Raw genomic sequence first — 17,780 nt, 5'->3', positions numbered from 1 at the left:
CTCGCTGGGAGCGCTCGCGCACCGCGCTCCCGGCTTCCGAGGAGGTCAAGCTGCCCATGGCCGACAACATTCGCGACGTCATCCGCGCTGCCCAGGCCGCGGAAGCTGGGGGGGACAAGCCCCGCGCCATTGAATTGCTCCGGCTCGCCGCCGCTCTCTGTCGGCGCTCGGGCAACAAGCCGCGTGCCGAGCAGCTCCTGCGCTACGCCCTCCGGTTGGATCCTTCCCGTAAGGAGTTGGAGGAGGAGCTGAGCCAGTTGGAGCGCGAGGAGCCGGCTCCGCCTCCGCCCCCTCCCGAGTCCGGCGACGATGAGCCCGAGCCCGGGGTGTTCGTCCTCGAGGAGGACACCTCGTCCTCCCTCCAGGAGGCCCTGCGCGAGGCCGAGCTGGCCATGGACCGCCGCACCCGTCCCGTGGCCCTCGCCGTCGAGGTCATGCGCTCCGCGGTGATCAGCGTGGCGGTGCCCGGTCAGGAAGACCCTCACCCCAACCCTCTCCCAAAGGGAGAGGGGGCCGCGGCGGCAGAGGGGGAGGGGACTTTCATCGAGCGCGGGCCTACCCGCGCGGATCCGTCCCTCGATGCCTGGTGCTCCTTCTGCTGTCGGCCCCGCTCCGAGGTGGGCGCGCTCGTCGCCGGTCCCGCGGGTGCGTTCATCTGCTCGGCGTGTATTGGCGAGTCGGGGGCTCTGCTCGGCGGTGTGGCCTCGGTGGCTCCGGCCTTGAGTGTCAGGGCTCCGGTTTCCCAGCGGCCTGTTTCCGTCGAGCGGGTGGGGCGGGAGCAGGCCCGTGAAGCGCTCGAGCGCGGCCTGGAGGCAGGCGTGCGCCGCGTGCTGCTGCTCGGGCCCGAGGGTTCTGGAAAGAGCACCTGGATGCGGGCCCTCGTGGAGCAGGGGAGGGGGGTGCTCGTGACTCCCGAGTCGCTCGACCGCGCTCCCGTGGATGCCGTGCTCCTCGTGGAGGATGTGGACCGGCTCGCTGTCGCCGAGCAGGTTTCCCTGAGCGCCTTCCTCGCCCGTCACCCCGCGTGCACCGTGCTGATGACGGCCCGGGGTGGTCCGGTGACTTCGGGGCTCGTGATCCTCTCGGACTCCGGCCGGCTTCCCATCCCCTCCACCGCCGCGCTCTCCGAGGCCGCGCGGGGCGCGTTGCCCGTCGTCCTGTTGGAGCAGGTGCAGATGCTCGTCGCGCTCGAGGCACCGGGCGTCGAGGACCTGGTCGAGATCGCCCGGCGCCAGCTCGCTTCACGCGAGGACTACCGGCTCTCCGACGAGGTGCTCACCGCCCTCGCCACCGAGGCCGCCCGCTCGCCGCGCTCCGGGCATGAGCTGCAAGCCCTCCTCGCCCGCGTGCCCCCCGGCTCCTGGCGCCTGGAGGTGAAGAAGAAGGGGAAGGCGAAGCCGGCCCGCCGTGGCCGACGGAAGGGATCGTCGTGAACACGCTGACGGTGTACCGGCTCGGCCGGGTCGAATACGAGGATGGGCTCCAGCTCATGAAGCTCTTCGGCGAGTCCCGCCGCCAGGGCCTCTGTGGAGACGTCCTGCTGCTGCTCGAGCACCCGCCCGTGCTCACCCTCGGCCGTGCCGCCAAGCGCTTCAACATCGTCGCCAGTGACGAGCGCCTCGCCGCCGAGGGCGTGGAGACCTACGAGACGGACCGCGGGGGCGATGTCACCTACCACGGGCCCGGGCAGCTCGTGGGCTACCCCATCTTCCTCCTCCCCGAGGGCCGTCAGGACGTGCGCCGCTACGTGCGCGACGTCGAGCAGTGTGTCATCCGCACCCTCGCCGAGTACGGCATCACCTCCGGCACCATCCCCAAGTGGCCCGGGGTGTGGATCGGCCAGGAGGACTCGCCCGATGCCCGGAAGATCGCCGCCATCGGTGTCCACCTCGCCCGCTGGCTCACCAGTCACGGCTTCGCGCTCAACGTCAACACGCACCTGCCGCACTTCAACCTCATTGTCCCCTGCGGCATCAGCGAGGCCGGTGTCACCTCGCTGCAGAAGGAGCTCGGCCGCCCCGTGCCCATGGCCGAGGTCGAGGAGAAGATCTCCCGGCACTTCGCCGATGTCTTCGGGCTCCAGCGCGCCGAGCCCGCGCCCCTCACGCGCACGGTGAGCGTCACGCTGGTGCGGGGGAAGGGCGCGGAGGCTCGCGTGCTGCTGCTGCGCCGGCGCCCCGAGCGCGGAGGCTTCTGGCAGATCGTCACCGGCCGCCTGGAGCCGGGCGAGCAGCCCCGCGAGGCCGCCGCCCGCGAGCTGTTCGAGGAGACCGGGATGCGCACCGACGTGGTGGACCTGGAGTACCGCCACGCCTTCGCCGTCGGCACCGTGGTGCCTCCGCGGCTCGTCGAGGAGAACGGGTTCGCCGCCCGGTGCACCGAGGGTTTCGAGGTGCGGCTCGGTGACGAGCACGATGCCTACGAGTGGGTGGATGTTCCCACCGCGCTGGCCCGGCTTCCGTTCCGCGGGCTCCGCGAGGGCGTTCAGCGCGCCATCCGGGCTCTCGCGGAGTGACTCCAGACCCTCACCCCGACCCTCTCCCGGAGGGCTGAAGAATGCACACGGAGGGGGAGAGAGGGAGCAAGGGGTGAGCAAGCTGTCAGGCGCATGACTTGAGCGGTAGGGTCCTATAAGGGAGGCGGCGCATGAACGCTGCCTCTTTGCATCTGACGTACGAGGTTCTCTATCCGGCAGGGAGTTTCGGACCCCAGGACGAGGTGTGGTTGAGGGACAGGCTGCTGCACACCCTTCACCTGATGGAGGGGCAGCCCGGGGTCACCCTCAACCGATTGGGCACCAGCCGGGCGGAACGAATAGGGGCCTACCGGATGGTGGAGAATGAAGACGTCAGCTTCCAGAGGCTGCTGGAGCCAGCGGCCCAGACAGTGGCGAAGGCAGTGGCGCAAGGGCAAGCCGGAGAGGTGGCCTTGTGCGTGCACGACCGCACGGAAGTGGAGCTCAGTCACCTGTCCATGAGCGGGGTGGGCCTGGTGGGCAACCCCGTGTGTCAGGGCTTCTTCCTGCAGACGGCTCTGGTGGTGCAGGCCGACGGCGCCGCCTTTGGAGTGCTGGGAGCGCGCACCTGGGCGCGCCCGGCAGGGCAAAGGGGCAAGGCCCAGGACAGAAAGCAGCGGCCCTTCGAGCACAAGGAGAGCGGCTTGTGGTGGCAGGCCCTGGTGGAGGCCGAAGAGCGCGTGGGAGAGCCAGGGCGCCTGCTGCACGTCATTGATGCCGAAGGAGACATTTTCGAGTTGTCCTCCCGCGCGGCCAGCCAGGGCTATCAGCTGCTGGTGCGCGCCGGCCAGGACAGGCGAGTGCAGGAGGAAGGGGGGAAGCTGTGGGCCAGCATGGAAGGGTTGCCGGTGGTGGGCAGCCAGCAGTTGCACGTGTCGGCCCAGCCTGCCCGAGCTGACAGGGTGGCTCGCACCGCACGCGACGCCACGCTGTCGCTGCGCTATGGCTCCCTCACGCTGCTGCCTCCCGGGCGCCAGGGTGGGCCGCCGGTGCAGGTGTGGGGCGTGCTGGTGCGCGAAGAAGAGCCGCCACAGGGACAGAAGGCCGTGGAGTGGCTGCTGCTGAGCAACGTCCCCATTGAAAGTGTGGAGGCGGCCTGGGGCGTGGTGACGGCCTACCAGAAGAGGTGGGGCATTGAGGAATTGCACAAGGCCCTGAAGACGGGCTGCCGCCTGGAGCGGCGGCAGCACCAGAAGCGCGAGCACCTGGAAAACCTGCTCGCCCTCACCCTGCTGATTTCCGTGACGTTGCTTCGCCTGCGCACCCTGAGCCGCACCCTCCCGGAGGAGCCCGCCACCGCAGTGCTGGAGCCCACCGAGGTGCAGGTGCTCCAAGCCATGGCACCCCGACTCGCTCCGCGGATGCGGCCTCAAGGGGCACTGACGCTGCGTCAGGCCCTGCTGCTCATCGCGGCCCTGGGTGGCTACATGGCCAACCCGGACAAGAAACCTCCGGGCTGGCTCGTCCTCTGGCGCGGCTACGAGCGGCTACGCGACTACGTCGCGGGTTTCTCCCTTGCCCAGTCTCTTACCGCTCCCCCGCCTGCTTAGCGTGTGCAATCTTCAGCCCGGAGGGAGAGGGAGGAGTGGGGGATCAGAGCTTCAGGATTTCCAGTTCCACGGCGGCGATCGTCTCCGGCCGGTGCTTACGCACCTCCTCGACGAACCGGTCCATCGCCGCGTCGTCACGCGTGGTCTCGTGGTGGAAGAGCACGAGCTGCTTCACGTTCGCCGCGTTGGCCGTCTCCACCGCCGACTCCCACGTCGAGTGGCCCCAGCCGATCTTCGCGGCGCCCTTGCGGCCCCGGTACTCATCCTCGGTGTACATCGCGTCGATGATGAGCATGTCCGCGTCCCTCGCGAACTCCACGAGGTCCTTGTCCTTCTCGCAGCCGTGCTCCACGTCCGTCGCGTACACCACCGACCTGCCGTCGCACTCCACCCGGTAGCCCAGATTGCCTCCCGGATGGTTCAGGTCCAGCGTGCGCACCCTCGCCGGGCCTATCTCCAACTGCTGGCCCGCCTCCAGGTTCTTGTACGTGAGCTGCGCCTTGAAGGTCTCCTCGGCCGTCACCGGGAAATAGGGCTGCACCATCTGTCCCGACAGCACCTCCTTCACCGAATGGCTGCCTCGCGGCGCGCCGTACACCGTGAAGGCGTACTTCGGGATGAAGATGGGCGTGAAGAACGGCAGCCCCTGCAGGTGATCGTAGTGGTAGTGCGAGAGGAAGATCGAGGCACGCGTGGGGCCACCCGCCGTCAGCAGCTCCTGCCCCAGCACGCGCACGCCCGTTCCCAGGTCGAAGATGAGCAGCTCGTCCCCGCATCGCATCTCGACGCAGGGCGTATTGCCCCCGTAGCGCTGCGTCGTCGGCCCCGGTGCAGGGATCGAGCCGCGCACTCCCCAGAAACGCACATGGAACGGGACGCGCGCCTCGGCGGGCGTTCCCTCTCGTTCGTTCTCAGCCAACCTTCGCTTCCGTGTCGTCGTCGTCCTCGGCGAAGAGCTCAATCAGGTGCCCCGTCCGCTCGCGCTTCGTCCTCAGGTACCCGACGTTATGCGGATTGTGTTCCGTACGCGAGGGAATGCGTCGACGTACGGGAATTCCCTCTTCCACCAGGCCTGCAATTTTCAGCGGGTTGTTGGTGATGAGGTCCACGGACCGCACTCCGAGCAGGCGCAACATCTCCGCGGCGACGTCGTAGCTGCGCAGATCGTCCGGGAAGCCGAGCTGCCGGTTGGCCTCGTAGGTGTCCAGCCCCTCGGACTGCAGGGCGTAGGCCTTGATCTTGTTGCCCAGGCCGATGCCCCGGCCCTCCTGGCGCAGGTAGAGCACCACCCCGCACCCGTTCTGGGTCACGAAGTCCAGCGCCCGGTCCAACTGCTCCCGGCAGTCGCACTTCAGGCTGCCGAAGACCTCGCTGGTCAAGCACTCGGAGTGAACCCGGACCGGCACGCCCTCCAGGTCCTGCACCTGCCCCACCACCAACGCCACGTGCTCCCGGCCGTTGCGCTTCTCGCGGAAGACGACCGTGCGCAGCACGCCCCGGCCAGTGGGCACATCCGCTTCAGAGAACTTCTCCAGCAGGGAAGTGCTCTTGCGGGTCGGAAGAACCTGAGGTGAACGCGACTCGGACATGATGATCCTTTCTCCCGCACAACAGTTGGTGGCACAAGTTGGATGCGAACCAAGGAAGTTCGTTCTTCATGCCCCCCAGGACAGAGGAAGCAATTCCACCTTGTCACCAGTAGCCAGCCTACTGGAGGAGCGTGGGAAGTGAAGCAGGTGGGTGGCCGAGGCCGCGGATCGCAGGGCCCCCGACGTCTGGGTGGCCAGGGGCCGCGCCCACAGCTCGCCGTCCTGCCAGGTAGCCGTCACGCGGACGTAGTGGGCCAGCCCCTCGGGTTTCTTCAGCTCGCCCGCCAGCCGGCCGGACACCCGGGGCGGCTCCACGTCCGGGTGCCCCAGCATGCGGCGCAGGGCCGGACGGACGAAGAGCTCGAAGGTGACGAGCGACGAGGTGGGGTTGCCGGGCAGTCCGATGTAGACGGTGCTCCCCTTGCGCCCCACCGCCAGCGGCTTGCCCGGCTTGATGGCCACGCGCCAGAAGTCCCGCTCCACCCCCAGCTTCTCCAGGGCCTCGCGCACGAAGTCGTGCTCGCCCACGGACATGCCCGCGCTCGTCAGCACCAGATCGTACCCCCCGGCCGCCGCGAGGTGCCGGTACACGTCCTCCAGGGTGTCCCGGGCGATGCCCAGCACCGACGGCACTCCGCCCGCGCGCAGCACCGCCAGCGAGAGCGCCGGGGCATTGGCGTCCACGATGCGGCCCTCGGCGGGCGCGTCCGCCCGGCACAGCTCGTCGCCGGTGGAGAGGATGGCCACCCGCGGGCGGCGCGGCACCGGCGCCGTCAACATCCCCTGGCCCACCAGCAGCCCCAGCTCCGGAATCCCCAGCGGCGTGCCCCGGGGCAGCAGCACCTCGCCCTCCCGCGCATCCTCGCCCTTCGGACGGACGAAGTGGCCCGGACCCACCGCCTCGAGGATCTCCACCACCTCCCCCCCGGGCGCCAGTTGCGTCCGCTCGCGCATCACCACCGCGTCCGCTCCCGCCGGCAGCGGGGCCCCCGTCATGATCCGCGCGCACGTGCCCGGTTGGACCTCCTGACGGGGCATCTGGCCGGCGTAGATCGTCTCCTTCACCTGGAGGCGGACGGGCAGGGGGGCCGAGAGATCGGCGCTGCGCACCGCGAAACCATCCATGGCCGAGTTGTCCCAGGGCGGCAGGGTCCGCTGGGCGCGCACGTCCTCGGCCAGGGCGCGCCCCAGGGCCTCCTCCAGCCGGACCCACTCGGGGGGCAGCGGGGAGACCAGGGCGAGCGTGCGGGCTCGGGCATCCTCCACGGGCAGCAGCGCGGCATCTTCCTTCATGGGTCGGGCGTCCTCGGGGTGATCTCCCAGGGCTGATTGGATTGGCCCCGGGCCGGCGAAACAGGCGTGTAGCGATTGGCTGTTTTTGGGATCAAAGTCCCTAGGAAATTCAAGACTTTGTTTGACAGTCCCACTGATCATCGTTACAAGCGCTGGTGATCGCATGGCCCGCGTCCGGGCGGGGGCCGATGTGCCAACCCGTTGAAAAGACACGGGAATTCAAGGAGACAGCGTCGATGGCCAAGCCCAGGTCCGGGGCCAAGAAGGCGACTCCCGCTGCGAAGAAGGTCAAGTCGACGAAACCGGGTGTGCTCAAGACCGCCTCCAAGAGCGTGGCCAAGGCCGCCGCGAAGTTGGTGACGAAGACCTCCGGTAGCGCCAAGCAGCAGGAGAAGAAGGCTCCCGCGGAAAAGAAGGCCGCACCCGCCGCAGCGAAGAAGACCGCCGAGAAGGCGGCCACCAAGGTGAAGGAGGTTGCAGCGGCGGCCACGAAGATCGCCGCGAAAGCCGCCGCCAAGGTGAAGGAAGTCGCCACGCCCAAGGTGAAGGAAGCCGCCACGTCCAAGGCAAAGGAGGCCCCCGCTCCCAAGGGGAAGGAAGCCCCCGCGCCCAAGGGCAAGGGCCGCGAGCCCGTGGCGGCGCCGCCAGCGGTCGAGAAGCCGCGTCCGCGCGCCACCAAGCTGCCTCCCATGGCCGAGCCGCTCAACAAGCGCGACCTGGAGCAGCTCCTCACCGCCGGCGCGGGCCGGGGCGTGGTGGGCGAGGGCAGCCTCAAGGGCCGCCTGACCGTCATCGACGGGCTGCCCAACCTGGTGGTGGTGGGCCGCGACAAGCGCGAGCTGACCTTCATCCTCCAGGGGCCGGATCAGGAGGTGCTGCCGGCCTACCTGGACCACAAGGTGTCCGTCAGCGGGCTCATCAAGAAGACCACCAACTACGGCGGCACGGTGGACGTGCGGAAGTTCTCCGCCAAGAAGCCCGAGGTCGAGGAGTCCACGCCGGAGCCCGTGGAGACGGAGGTGCGGCTGCGCTACCTCTCCCCTGGCGAAGTGTCCCAGGTCATCTCGGCCGGCATGGGCGCGGGCATGAAGGGCTTCGCCGCGCTGCGCGGCAACCTGGAGATGACCGGCGATGAGTTCGTGCTGGTGGTCTCCAACGGCGGCACCCGGCAGCAGGTGTCCTACATCCTCGAGGGCAAGGGGGCCAAGGGGCTGCGCAAGTTCCTGGGCCATACCCTGTCCGTCACCGGCGTGGTGGACAAGTCCTCCGGCTGGGGTGGCCGCATCGACGTGGAGAACGTGGAGCCGCGTCCCTCGGACATCCGGCCCATCTCCCGCGAGGGGTTGGACTCCGTCCATGTGGAGGGCGAGCAGTCGACCCACGTGGAGGTGAAGCTCAACCACGCCTTCACCGTGAGGCTCCAGGAGCAGCCGGGCTTCACCTGGGCCATCGAGCCCACGGCGGCCAAGCGCGTGGGCCTGCGGGAGGCCAACTTCGAGCCCTCCTCCGACGGCCCCGCCACCCGCGAGTTCTTCTTCACCCCTCGCAACCCCGGGACTTCCGAGGTCGAGTTCTTCCTCGCCAAGGCCTTCAACCCCGGTCAGGTGGAGCGTTCGTTCAAGCTCAACGTGACCGTCAAGCCCTGAGGGCCTGTCTGGCGCTCCCACTCCACGCGTCATCGTCCTTCCGCCCGGGGGTCCCAGATGGGACCCGCCGGGCTTACTTTTTTCAGGGCCGCCCGCTGGGCTTCCTGATTCGGGACCTCTCGTGACCGATCTTCCTCGTGACGTGAAGCGACACCTGGCCGAGTCCAAGCATCCGCTCGGCATCAAGGAACTGTTGAAGCTGACCCACCTGCACCCGGGTCAGCAGACCCAACTCAAGCGCACCCTGCGCGACCTGGTCCGCAGCGGCGAGCTGCTCAAGGAGGGCAAGCGCTTCCGCCTGCAGAGCGGGCGGCCAATCCCCCTCGAGGGCAATGGAGACGGTGGGGCGCACCCTCCCCATGTCCGGCGGGGGCGCGAGGAGCAGGGGCCCGGTGGCGGGCGTGGCCGCGGGCAGGAGGAGCGCGGTGCTCCGGGGGCCTGGCGTGAGGGAGGGCGTGACGAGCGCCGGCCCGGTGGCCCGCGTGAGGACGTCCGTGCCGAGCCCGATGCGCGTTTCGCTCCCAAGGGACGCTTCGCGAAGGAGGGCATGCCCGAGCCCCGGGGCCGTTTCGTGCGAGAGGGCCGCATGGAGCCCCGGAGCCGTTTCGCCCGGGACGAGCGCGGTGGACCTCCAGCGCGCGGCCCGGCGGCCCAGCAGGGGCCCGAGGCCCGGAGCCGTTTCGCCCGGGACGAGCGCGGCGGGCCCGGCGGCCAGCGCGGCGGCCGTTTCGAGCCCCGGGGCGCCGGTCCCCAGAAGGGAGGCTACGGCCAGCAGGCGAAGCCCGGAGGCGGCCGTCCGGAGCAGGCGGGCCGTTTCGAGCCCCGGGGCCAGCGCGGCGGCCGTTTCGAGCAGGATCGCCGCCCGGGACGCGGCGGAGGGCGTCCCGAGCGCGAGGCGCGTTTCGAGCCCCGAGGCCGTGGCGGCCGGGGAGGGCGGGACCGGAGCGAGGGGCAGGAGATCACCACCCTCGAGGGAATCCTCCACGTGCACCGCGACGGCTACGGCTTCGTGCACCCCAGCTCGGGCGAGGGGGACAACATCTTCCTTCCGCCGCAGGAGGCCTCGCGGGCGCTCGACAATGATCGGGTGATCGTCGAGTCCTGGGGCCGCCCCGGGCGCATGGAGGGCCGCCTGGTGCAGGTGGTCGGCCGCACCCGGCAGCTCGCCGTCGGCACCTACGTGGAGCAGGGCAAGCGCCAGGCCTTCGTCATCCCCTACGACAAGAACCTCCAGACGCAGGGCAACATCCGCGTCCCGCCCACCCAGATGGCCCGGGACGGGGACGTGGTGAAGGTGCGGCTCGGCATCGGCGCGGAGCTGCTGGAGCCGGGCGATGGCCTCTATGGCGAGGTCGCCGGCTCCGTCGGCAAGCCGGGAGACCCCAGCAACGAGGTGCTCTCCATCGCCTACTCGCAGGGCTTCTCCGACGAGTTCCCTCCCGAGGTCATGGACGAGGCGGACCGCATCCTCCCGGCGGTGAGCGAGGAGGAGGCCCGCGGGGAGAACCGCCGCGACCTGCGGCGGATGGCGCTCGTCACCATCGACGGCGAGGACGCCCGCGACTTCGACGATGCCGTCTACACCGAGCCCCACCCGCAGGGCTTCCGGCTCGTGGTGGCCATCGCCGACGTGACGCACTACGTGCGCGAGGGCACGGCCATCGACGCCGAGGCCCTGCGCCGCGCCACCTCCGTCTACCTGCCGGACCGCGTGCTGCCCATGCTCCCCGAGCGCCTCAGCAACGGCATCTGCTCGCTGCGTCCCGACGAGGACCGGCTGTGCATGGTGGCCGACATGGTGCTCGACAGGAGCGGGCGGCTCGTCTCCAGTGAGATCTACCCGGGCGTCATGCGCAGCCACGCCCGCTGCACCTACAACGAGGTGCAGGACGTGCTGGACGGCAAGGACGTCCCCCACCGCAACGCCTTCAAGCCCCAGTTCGAGCGGCTCATGGAGCTGGCCCGGGTGCTCATGCGCATGCGCAAGGAGCGCGGCGCCATCGACTTCAACCTGCCCGAGCACAAGGTGATGATGGGCGAGGACGGCATGCCCGCCCGCATGGAGAAGCGCGAGCGCAAGGACAGCCACCGGCTCATCGAGGAGTGCATGCTCGCCGCCAACGAGGCGGTGGCGAAGTTCTTCTCCGACCTGGGCCTGCCCAGCGTCTACCGCTACCACGGTGAGCCCGACGAGGAGAAGCTGGCCGTCTTCGCCCAGCTCGCCCAGGCCTACGGCTTCCGCCTCCAGGCCGAGGAGATCTCCCCGAAGGCCCTCAACGCCTTCATGGCCCAGCTCCAGGGCCACCCCGAGGAGCGCGCCCTCAACCAGCTCCTGCTGCGCTCGATGATGCAGGCCGTCTACACGGCCTCCGACGTGGGCCACTACGGCCTGGCCGCCGAGTACTACCTCCACTTCACCTCGCCCATCCGCCGCTACCCGGACCTGCTCGTCCACCGGCTCCTCAAGGCGCACTGGGAGCGCAGCGGACAGGAGCGCTCCCCCGGCCAGCTCGAGCGCGAGGAGCAGCGGCTGGAGGACATGGCCTCGCAGAGCTCCGAGCGCGAGCGCGCCGCCATGCAGGTGGAGCGCGAGGTCGTCTCCTACTACGCGGCCCTGATGATGAAGGACCGCCTGGGCGAGGAGTTCACCGCCACCGTCGCCGGCCTCGTCGAGTTCGGCTTCTTCGTGGAGCTCGACGAGGTGCACGTGGAGGGGCTCGTCCGCGCCGACTCGCTCGGTGTCGGGACGCGCTTCGACAAGAACCTGCACTCCTTCACGCTGCCGGGCGGCTTCCGCGTCCGCGTCGGACAGAAGGCCCGGGTGCGGCTCGTCAACGTGAACCTGGCCCTGCGGCGCATCGAATTCGATGCCCTGGAGGTCGCCGGCAAGGCCATCGGGGCCATCCCGGAGGTCGCCCGGGAGGAGCGGGAGACGCAGAAGGAGCAGGCCTGGCAGGAGCGCAAGAAGGCCAGCCGCGCCGCGCGCGAGCGGGCCCGGGCGGAGCAGTGGGGCCGCCGTGCCGAGCGGACCGGGCTCTCCATGGCCGAGGCGGAGGCGCTGCGCAGGCGCGAGGCCGAGGCCGCCGAGCGGGCCGTGCCCGGAGTGGTGGAGACCCCGGACGTGGCTCCTCCCCCCGTGCAGCCGCGGACCGAAGCGCAGGAGCCGGCCGCCGCCCACGTGCCGACGGTCGCGGATCGCATCCGTGCCCTCGCCGCACAGGGTGCGCCGGAGCGGGTCGAGCCCGTCCGGGCCGTGCCTCCCACGCGGCGCAAGAAGGCCGCCGCTGCCGCCGAGGAGACGCCCGCGCGTGCGAAGCGGGCCGCCGCCGGGACTCCGAAGAAGACCGCTGCTCGCGCCGCCGTGAAGAAGGCCGCGGCGGGTGGGGCAGGGGCGAAGAAGAAGGCTCCCGCCGCCAAGAAGGCCGTGGCCGCCAAGAAGGCCGTGGCCGCCAAGAAGGCTCCGGCGAAGAAGGCCGCGGCCGCCAAGAAGGCCCCGGCCGCCAAGAAGGCTCCGGCGAAGAAGGCCGCCGCGAAGAAGACGGCTCGGGCTCCGGCCGCGAAGAAGGCTCCCGCCACGAAGAAGCAGGCGACACCCGCGAAGGTGCGTGCCGCGGCGAAGGGTGGGGCGAAGAAGTCCGCCTCCGCTGGCAAGGCGAAGAAGCGGTAGGGCAGGGGAGCGTGGGCCACCCGGCCTGGCACTCGCGGTGCCAGGTCCCCGCTCCTCCAGGGGGGAGGTGTTCCTCCGCCCCGCCCCTGTTCTGTATCCTGGCGGCCTGTCCCCGCGCGCGGAAGCCCGGGGCGTTGCCCGGGGGGGGCTTTCCACGCATGGTGAACATTCGAGGCTACACGCTCCGCGGGGCCATCAAGGCCACCGGGACGAACCTGCTGTTCCACGCGGTGCGCGACGCGGACGGCCTGCCCCTCATCCTCAAGACGCCCATGGCCGCCTCCCCGGGCGCTCGCGAGAGCGAGCGCTACCAGCGGGAGTTCTCCATCCTCCAACGTCTGCGGGACGTGGGGGGCGTCACCCGCCCTCACGCCTGCGAACGCCTTCATGACCGCCCGGTGCTCCTCCTGGAAGCGATGGAGGGCACTCCGCTGTCCGCGCTCACCGGCTCGCCGCTGGAGCCCGCGCGCGTCCTGAAGCTGGCCATCTCCCTGGCCTCGACCCTGGCGGAGCTGCACCGCCGCGGCGTCATCCACAAGGACATCAAGCCCTCCAACATCCTCCTCACGTCCACGGGGCAGGCGTGCCTGCTGGACTTCGGCACGGCCACCCTCCATCTCGTCGAGCACGTGGAGGCGGCCCCCGCGCCCCTGCTCGAAGGCACCCTGGCCTACATGTCCCCGGAGCAGACCGGGCGCATGAACCGCTCGATGGATTACCGCACCGACTTCTACTCGCTGGGCGTCACGCTCTACGAGCTGCTCACGGGCAGCCGCCCCTTCCACGGGCGGGATGCGCTCGAGTGGTTCCACGCCCATCTGGCCCTGGTCCCCCCGTCGCCGCTGGAGCGGGTGCCGGGCCTGCCTCCGGCCCTGTCCGCCATCGTGATGAAGCTGCTGGCCAAGGTCTCCGAGGAGCGCTACCAGAGCGCCGACGGGCTGAAGGCCGACCTCGAGCGGTGCCAGGAGGGACTGCTCCGGGGCGAAGCTCGAGGACTTCCCGCTCGGGGTGCATGACTTCTCCAGCCGCTTCCAGCTTCCCCAGCGGCTCTACGGGCGGGCGCCGCACGCCGCGGCCCTGCTCCAGGGCTTCGAGCGCGTGGCCCGGGGCGGCCGTCCCGAGCTCGTGCTGGTGCGGGGCTACTCCGGCATCGGCAAGTCCGCGGTGGTGCACGAGCTGCACAAGCCGGTGGTGCGCCGGCGTGGCTTCTTCCTGAGTGGGAAGTTCGACCAGTTCCAGCAGGACATCCCCTACGCCACCCTGGCGCAGGCCATCCGCGGGCTGACGCAGCAGCTTCTGTCGGGCACCGACGCGGAGCTGGCGAAGTGGCGCGAGCGCCTCCTGGAGGCCTGGGAGGGGGAGGGGCAGCTCCTGGTGGACGTGGTGCCCCAGCTCGAGCTCATCGCGGGCAGGCAGCCGGCGGTGCTGGAGGTGCCCGCCCTCGAGGCGCAGCACCGCTTCAACCGGGTGTTCCGCAAGTTCCTCGGCGTGTTCGCCACCGCGGAGCACCCGCTGGTGCTCTTCCTGGATGACCTGCAGTGGGCGGATGGAGCCAGCCTGCGGCTCATCAAGCACCTGCTCACCCACCCGGAGACGCCGCCGGTGCTGCTCATCGGGGCCTACCGCGACAACGAGGTGAGCCCCTCCCATCCGCTGGTGTGCTCGTTGGAGGAGCTGCGCAAGGCCGGCGCGCAGCTCACCGGCCTCCAATTGGAGCCGCTGCGCGTGGAAGAACTCCAGGAGCTCGTCGCCGATACGCTGCCCGGGGCGGACGAGGGCCTCGTGCGCCTGCTCTCGGTGCTCGTCCAGGAGAAGACCGGGGGCAACCCCTTCTTCGTCCTGCAGTTCATGCGGACGCTCCACCAGGACGGGCTGCTGGCGCGGACGCCCCAGGGCACGTGGCGCTGGGATGCGGAGGGCGTCCGGGCCAAGGGCTACTCGGACAATGTCGTCGAGTTCATGGTGGGCAAGCTGCGCCAGCTTCCCCTGGTGACGCAGAACCTGCTGCGCCTGGCGGCATGCGTGGGCAACACCTTCTCCGCGCCCATGCTGGCCATCATCTCCGACCAGGGCGAGCCGGGCGCGGTGGAGCGGGGCCTGGAGCCCGCGTTCCAGGAAGGCCTGCTGGTGCGCGCCGGTCCGGAGCAGTACCGCTTCCTCCATGACCGCATCCAGCAGGCGTCCCATGCCCTCATCCCCGAGCAGGAGCGCAAGGCCGTCCACCTGCGCATCGGCCGGTTGCTCCTGGCCAGCCTGTCCCCGGAGGAGGTGCGCGAGAAGCTCTTCGACGTGGTGAGCCAGCTCAACGCCGGGGCGGAGCTGATCCGCGAACCCGAGGAGCGCCGCCGCGCCGCGCGCCTGAACGCCGAGGCCGGTGGAAAGGCCCGGAGCTCGACCGCGTTCCGCTCGGCCGCCACCTACTTCGCCGCGGCCTTCCAGCACCTCTCGGAGGACCCCTGGTCAGTGGAGCCCGGGCTGGCCTTCGAGGTCCGGCTGGCGCAGGCGAGCTGCGAGTTCATGAGCGGCAACGCCACCGGGGCGCGCCGTTTGGTGGAAGAGCTCCTGCCCCGGGCACGCACCTTCCCGGAGCTGGCGGCCATCTACCGGCTGAAGAGTGACCTGCACATCGTCGCCAACGAGGTCCTGGAGGCCGCCACGTGCCTGCTGGAGTGCCTGGCGCGGATGGGCATGCCGATGCCACTGCGCCCCTCCTGGGAGGAGGTGGCGCAGGCCCACGGGGAGGTGTGGACCCTGTTGGGGGACCGCCCCATCGCCAGCCTCATCGATCAGCCCCTGGTGAACGCCCCGGACCTGGATGCGGTGTTGAGCGTCCTCGGCGCCCTGTATGTGCCGGCGTTCTTCACGAGCCCCGAGCTGCTCAGCCTCCACCTCAGCCGCATCGTCGCGCTCAGTCTGAAACACGGCCACACCCCCGCCTCCGTCCATGGGTACTCCTGGTTCGGGGTGATGGCGGGCCACGCCTTCAAGAAGTACCGGGAGGGTCAGGCCTTCTGCCAGCTCGCCCATGCGCTCGTGGAGCGTCACGACCTGGCTGCCCTTCGCGGCAAGGCGCTTCACGCCCTGGAGCGGGCCAACTGCTGGACCGAGCCCCTTGCCCTCTCGCTCGAGCTGAACCAGAGGGCCTTCCAGCACGCGCTCCAGGCCAGTGACATCCAGATCGCCTGCTTCGCCGCCTGTCACCTCGTCACCAACCGCCTCACCTTGGGGCACCCCCTGGAGGAGCCTCTACCAGGAGTCGATCGCCCGCCTGGACTTCGTGAGCAAGGCGGGCTTCGGGGGCGTGAGGGATGTGCTCCACTACACGCAGCGCTACGTGCAGCAGCTGCGCGGGCTCACTCCCTCGTTCGACTCGCTGAGCGGGGAGGGTTTCGACGAGGAGACCTTCGAGGCCGGGCTTCCCTCCAACCAGAGCACCACGCAGGGCTGGTACTGGCTCACCCAGGCGCAGTCCCGCTTCCTGCGCGGTGCGTACCCGGAGGCCCTCGAGGCCGTGGACAGGTCCTTCGAGCTGCGCTGGGCCTTGTTGGGCCTGCTCCCGAGCCTGGAGCTGCACTTCTTCCGCGCGCTGATCCTCGCCGCCTGCCACGGGGGAATGGCACCCGGGCAGCAGCGTCTGGCCCTCGAGGCCATCCGCGGCCACCAGCGGCAGCTCGCGGAGTGGGCGGAGCATTGCCCTTCGACCTTCCGCGCCCCCGAGCGGCTGGTCTCCGCGGAGCTGGCCCGGCTCATGGGCCAGGAAGGGGAGGCCCTCCGCGCCTACGAGCAGGCCCTCCAGTCCGCGCGTGAGCATGGCTTCATCCAGAACGCGGCCCTGGCGTGTGAGCTGGCCGCCCGCTTCTGGCGGGAGCGCGACGTTTCCACCCTCGCCGAGGCCTATGCCCGCCAGGCCCGCGCGGCCTACATGCGCTGGGGCGCCCATGGAAAGGTCAAGCACCTGGACCTCGAGTGGCCGCTGCTGGCCTCCACCGAAAGCGCCGAGGGGACGGACACGGATACCGGTTCGACGCAGCTCGACGCCCTCACCCTGGTGAAGGCCCAGCAGGCCATCTCCGGGGAGATCGTCCTCGAGCGGCTGGCCACCACGCTGCTGCGCGTGGCCATCGAGAACGCCGGTGCCCAGCGCGGCGCCCTGCTGCTGCCGCGGGGGGACACGCTCCAGGTCGTGGCGCTCTCGGGCACTACGCCCGAGCACGCCACCGCCGGCTCGGACGAGCCGCACCTGCCGTGGTCCCTCATCTCCTACGTCAAACGGACGTGGGAGCATGTGCTCATCGGCAATGCCTCCCAACCCCACCCGTTCGCGGCCGATCCCTGGTTGGCGCGCGGCCGCGCCCGCTCCGTGCTCTGCCTGCCGCTGCTGCGCCAGGAGGAGTTCCGCGGCGTGCTGTACCTGGAGAACGATCTCGCCGCCGATGCCTTCACGCCGGCCCGGCTCTCCCTGCTCGGCCACCTCGCCTCGCAGGCCGCCATCTCCGTGGAGAACGCGCGGCTGTACGCCGACGTCCAGCGCGCCGAGACCGCCCTGCGCCGCGCCAATGACGAGCTGGAGAAGCGGGTGGAGGAGCGCACCCGGGAGCTCAAGCAGGCCCAGACCCGGTTGGTGGACACGGCCCGCACCGCGGGCATGGCCGAGGTGGCCGCCAACGTGCTGCACAACGTGGGCAACGTCCTCACCAGCGCCGTCATCAACCACCAGGTGCTGCGCCAGACGGTGGAGTCCTCGCGCGTGGGGCGCTTGAAGCAGGCCACCACCCTGCTCGACGAGCACCGTCATGCGCTGGCGGACTTCCTCACCCGCGAGCCGCGGGGCCTCCATTTGTTGGATTACCTCTCCGTGCTCGCCGACGAGCTGCTGCGTGAGCAGGCGACTCTGCGCGAGGGCATGGAGGCGATGGGCATGCACATCGAGCACATCCGCGCCATCGTCCACATCCAGCAGAACTACGCCAGCAGCACCCTCCTCACCGAGGAGTGTGACCTCGCGGGGCTCGTCCAGGATGCGCTGAGCATCCTCATGCCCGCGCTCCGGCGCCACGGTGTCCACGTCACCCAGGAGCTCGCCATGCTTCCTCCGGTGCACCTGGACAAGCACAAGGTGCTGCAGATCCTCATCAACCTCATCGGCAACGCCAAGAAGGCCGTGAAGGGGCTCCCCGAGGGGCAGCGGCAGGTGCACGTGCGGCTCGACGCCGTGGGCCGCAGGGCTCGCATCCAGGTGGTGGACAATGGCATCGGCATTGCCCCGGAGAACCGCGAGCGGCTCTTCTCCCAGGGCTTCACCACGCGCGAGGGCGGCCATGGGCTGGGCCTGCACTCCAGCGCGCTGGCCGCGAAGACGCTGGGAGGCCGTGTCAGCCTGGAGAGCGATGGGCCCGGCAAGGGCGCCACCGCCATCCTCGAGTTGCCGCTCGAGGGCGGAGAACCGGGTTGAGCGGGTAGCGGCGGGCCTGACGCCCTGCATGCGGCCGGACGGGCGGAGGAGACTCCGCGTCCCCTGGG

The 17,780-nt window shown here is 70.3% G+C and carries 8 protein-coding genes and 1 pseudogene; 6 read left to right on the top strand and 3 right to left on the bottom strand.

The annotated features are described in order from the left end of the window. The first annotated feature begins 56 nt into the window (after positions 1–56). The 3 genes from ACN28I_RS09425 (at position 57) to ACN28I_RS09415 (ending at position 4,065) form a co-directional block, all read left to right on the top strand. Positions 57–1,433, top strand: coding sequence for a ClpX C4-type zinc finger protein (locus ACN28I_RS09425; RefSeq protein ID WP_420941738.1), 1,377 nt, complete (start codon positions 57–59; stop codon positions 1,431–1,433). Further along, entirely contained in the window at positions 1,430–2,515 is a 1,086-nt protein-coding gene (gene lipB, locus ACN28I_RS09420) for a lipoyl(octanoyl) transferase LipB (protein WP_420941737.1), read from the top strand. The genes ACN28I_RS09425 and lipB overlap by 4 nt, the downstream gene beginning before the upstream one ends. 131 nt (positions 2,516–2,646) lie before the next feature. Continuing rightward, the gene (locus ACN28I_RS09415; protein ID WP_420941666.1) at positions 2,647–4,065 is read left to right on the top strand and encodes an IS4 family transposase; all 1,419 of its coding nucleotides are present in this window, start codon (positions 2,647–2,649) and stop codon (positions 4,063–4,065) included. A 43-nt stretch (positions 4,066–4,108) separates the two neighbouring features. Here the strand turns inward: ACN28I_RS09415 and ACN28I_RS09410 are convergent, their stop codons facing one another. The 3 genes from ACN28I_RS09410 to glp all read right to left on the bottom strand — a co-directional run bounded on the left by ACN28I_RS09410 (position 4,109) and on the right by glp (position 6,947). Continuing rightward, positions 4,109–4,915, bottom strand: coding sequence for an MBL fold metallo-hydrolase (locus ACN28I_RS09410; RefSeq protein WP_420941736.1), 807 nt, complete (start codon positions 4,913–4,915; stop codon positions 4,109–4,111). A 61-nt stretch (positions 4,916–4,976) separates the two neighbouring features. Beyond that, entirely contained in the window at positions 4,977–5,654 is a 678-nt protein-coding gene (ribA, locus tag ACN28I_RS09405) for a GTP cyclohydrolase II (protein WP_420941735.1), read from the bottom strand. 66 nt (positions 5,655–5,720) lie between these two features. Next, the gene (gene glp / locus ACN28I_RS09400; RefSeq protein ID WP_420941734.1) at positions 5,721–6,947 is read right to left on the bottom strand and encodes a gephyrin-like molybdotransferase Glp; all 1,227 of its coding nucleotides are present in this window, start codon (positions 6,945–6,947) and stop codon (positions 5,721–5,723) included. A gap of 236 nt (positions 6,948–7,183) precedes the next feature. Here glp and ACN28I_RS09395 point away from each other — a divergent pair, with 236 nt between their 5' ends. From ACN28I_RS09395 to ACN28I_RS09385, 3 genes and pseudogenes are all read left to right on the top strand, one after another. Then, the gene (locus ACN28I_RS09395) at positions 7,184–8,593 is read left to right on the top strand and encodes a transcriptional regulator (RefSeq protein WP_420941733.1); all 1,410 of its coding nucleotides are present in this window, start codon (positions 7,184–7,186) and stop codon (positions 8,591–8,593) included. Positions 8,594–8,714: 121 nt separating this feature from the next. Beyond that, complete coding sequence (gene rnr, locus ACN28I_RS09390; protein WP_420941732.1) at positions 8,715–12,260, top strand: ribonuclease R; 3,546 nt, start codon at positions 8,715–8,717, stop codon at positions 12,258–12,260. A 158-nt stretch (positions 12,261–12,418) separates the two neighbouring features. Then, positions 12,419–17,712: pseudogene (locus ACN28I_RS09385) on the top strand (trifunctional serine/threonine-protein kinase/ATP-binding protein/sensor histidine kinase). The last annotated feature ends 68 nt before the right edge of the window (positions 17,713–17,780 follow it).

The sequence above is a fragment of the Archangium gephyra genome (assembly GCF_049060025.1).
Classification (GTDB): domain Bacteria; phylum Myxococcota; class Myxococcia; order Myxococcales; family Myxococcaceae; genus Archangium; species Archangium gephyra_A.
The sequence above is the reverse complement of the archived record's forward strand: the minus strand, read 5'-3'. Positions and strand labels throughout refer to the sequence as shown.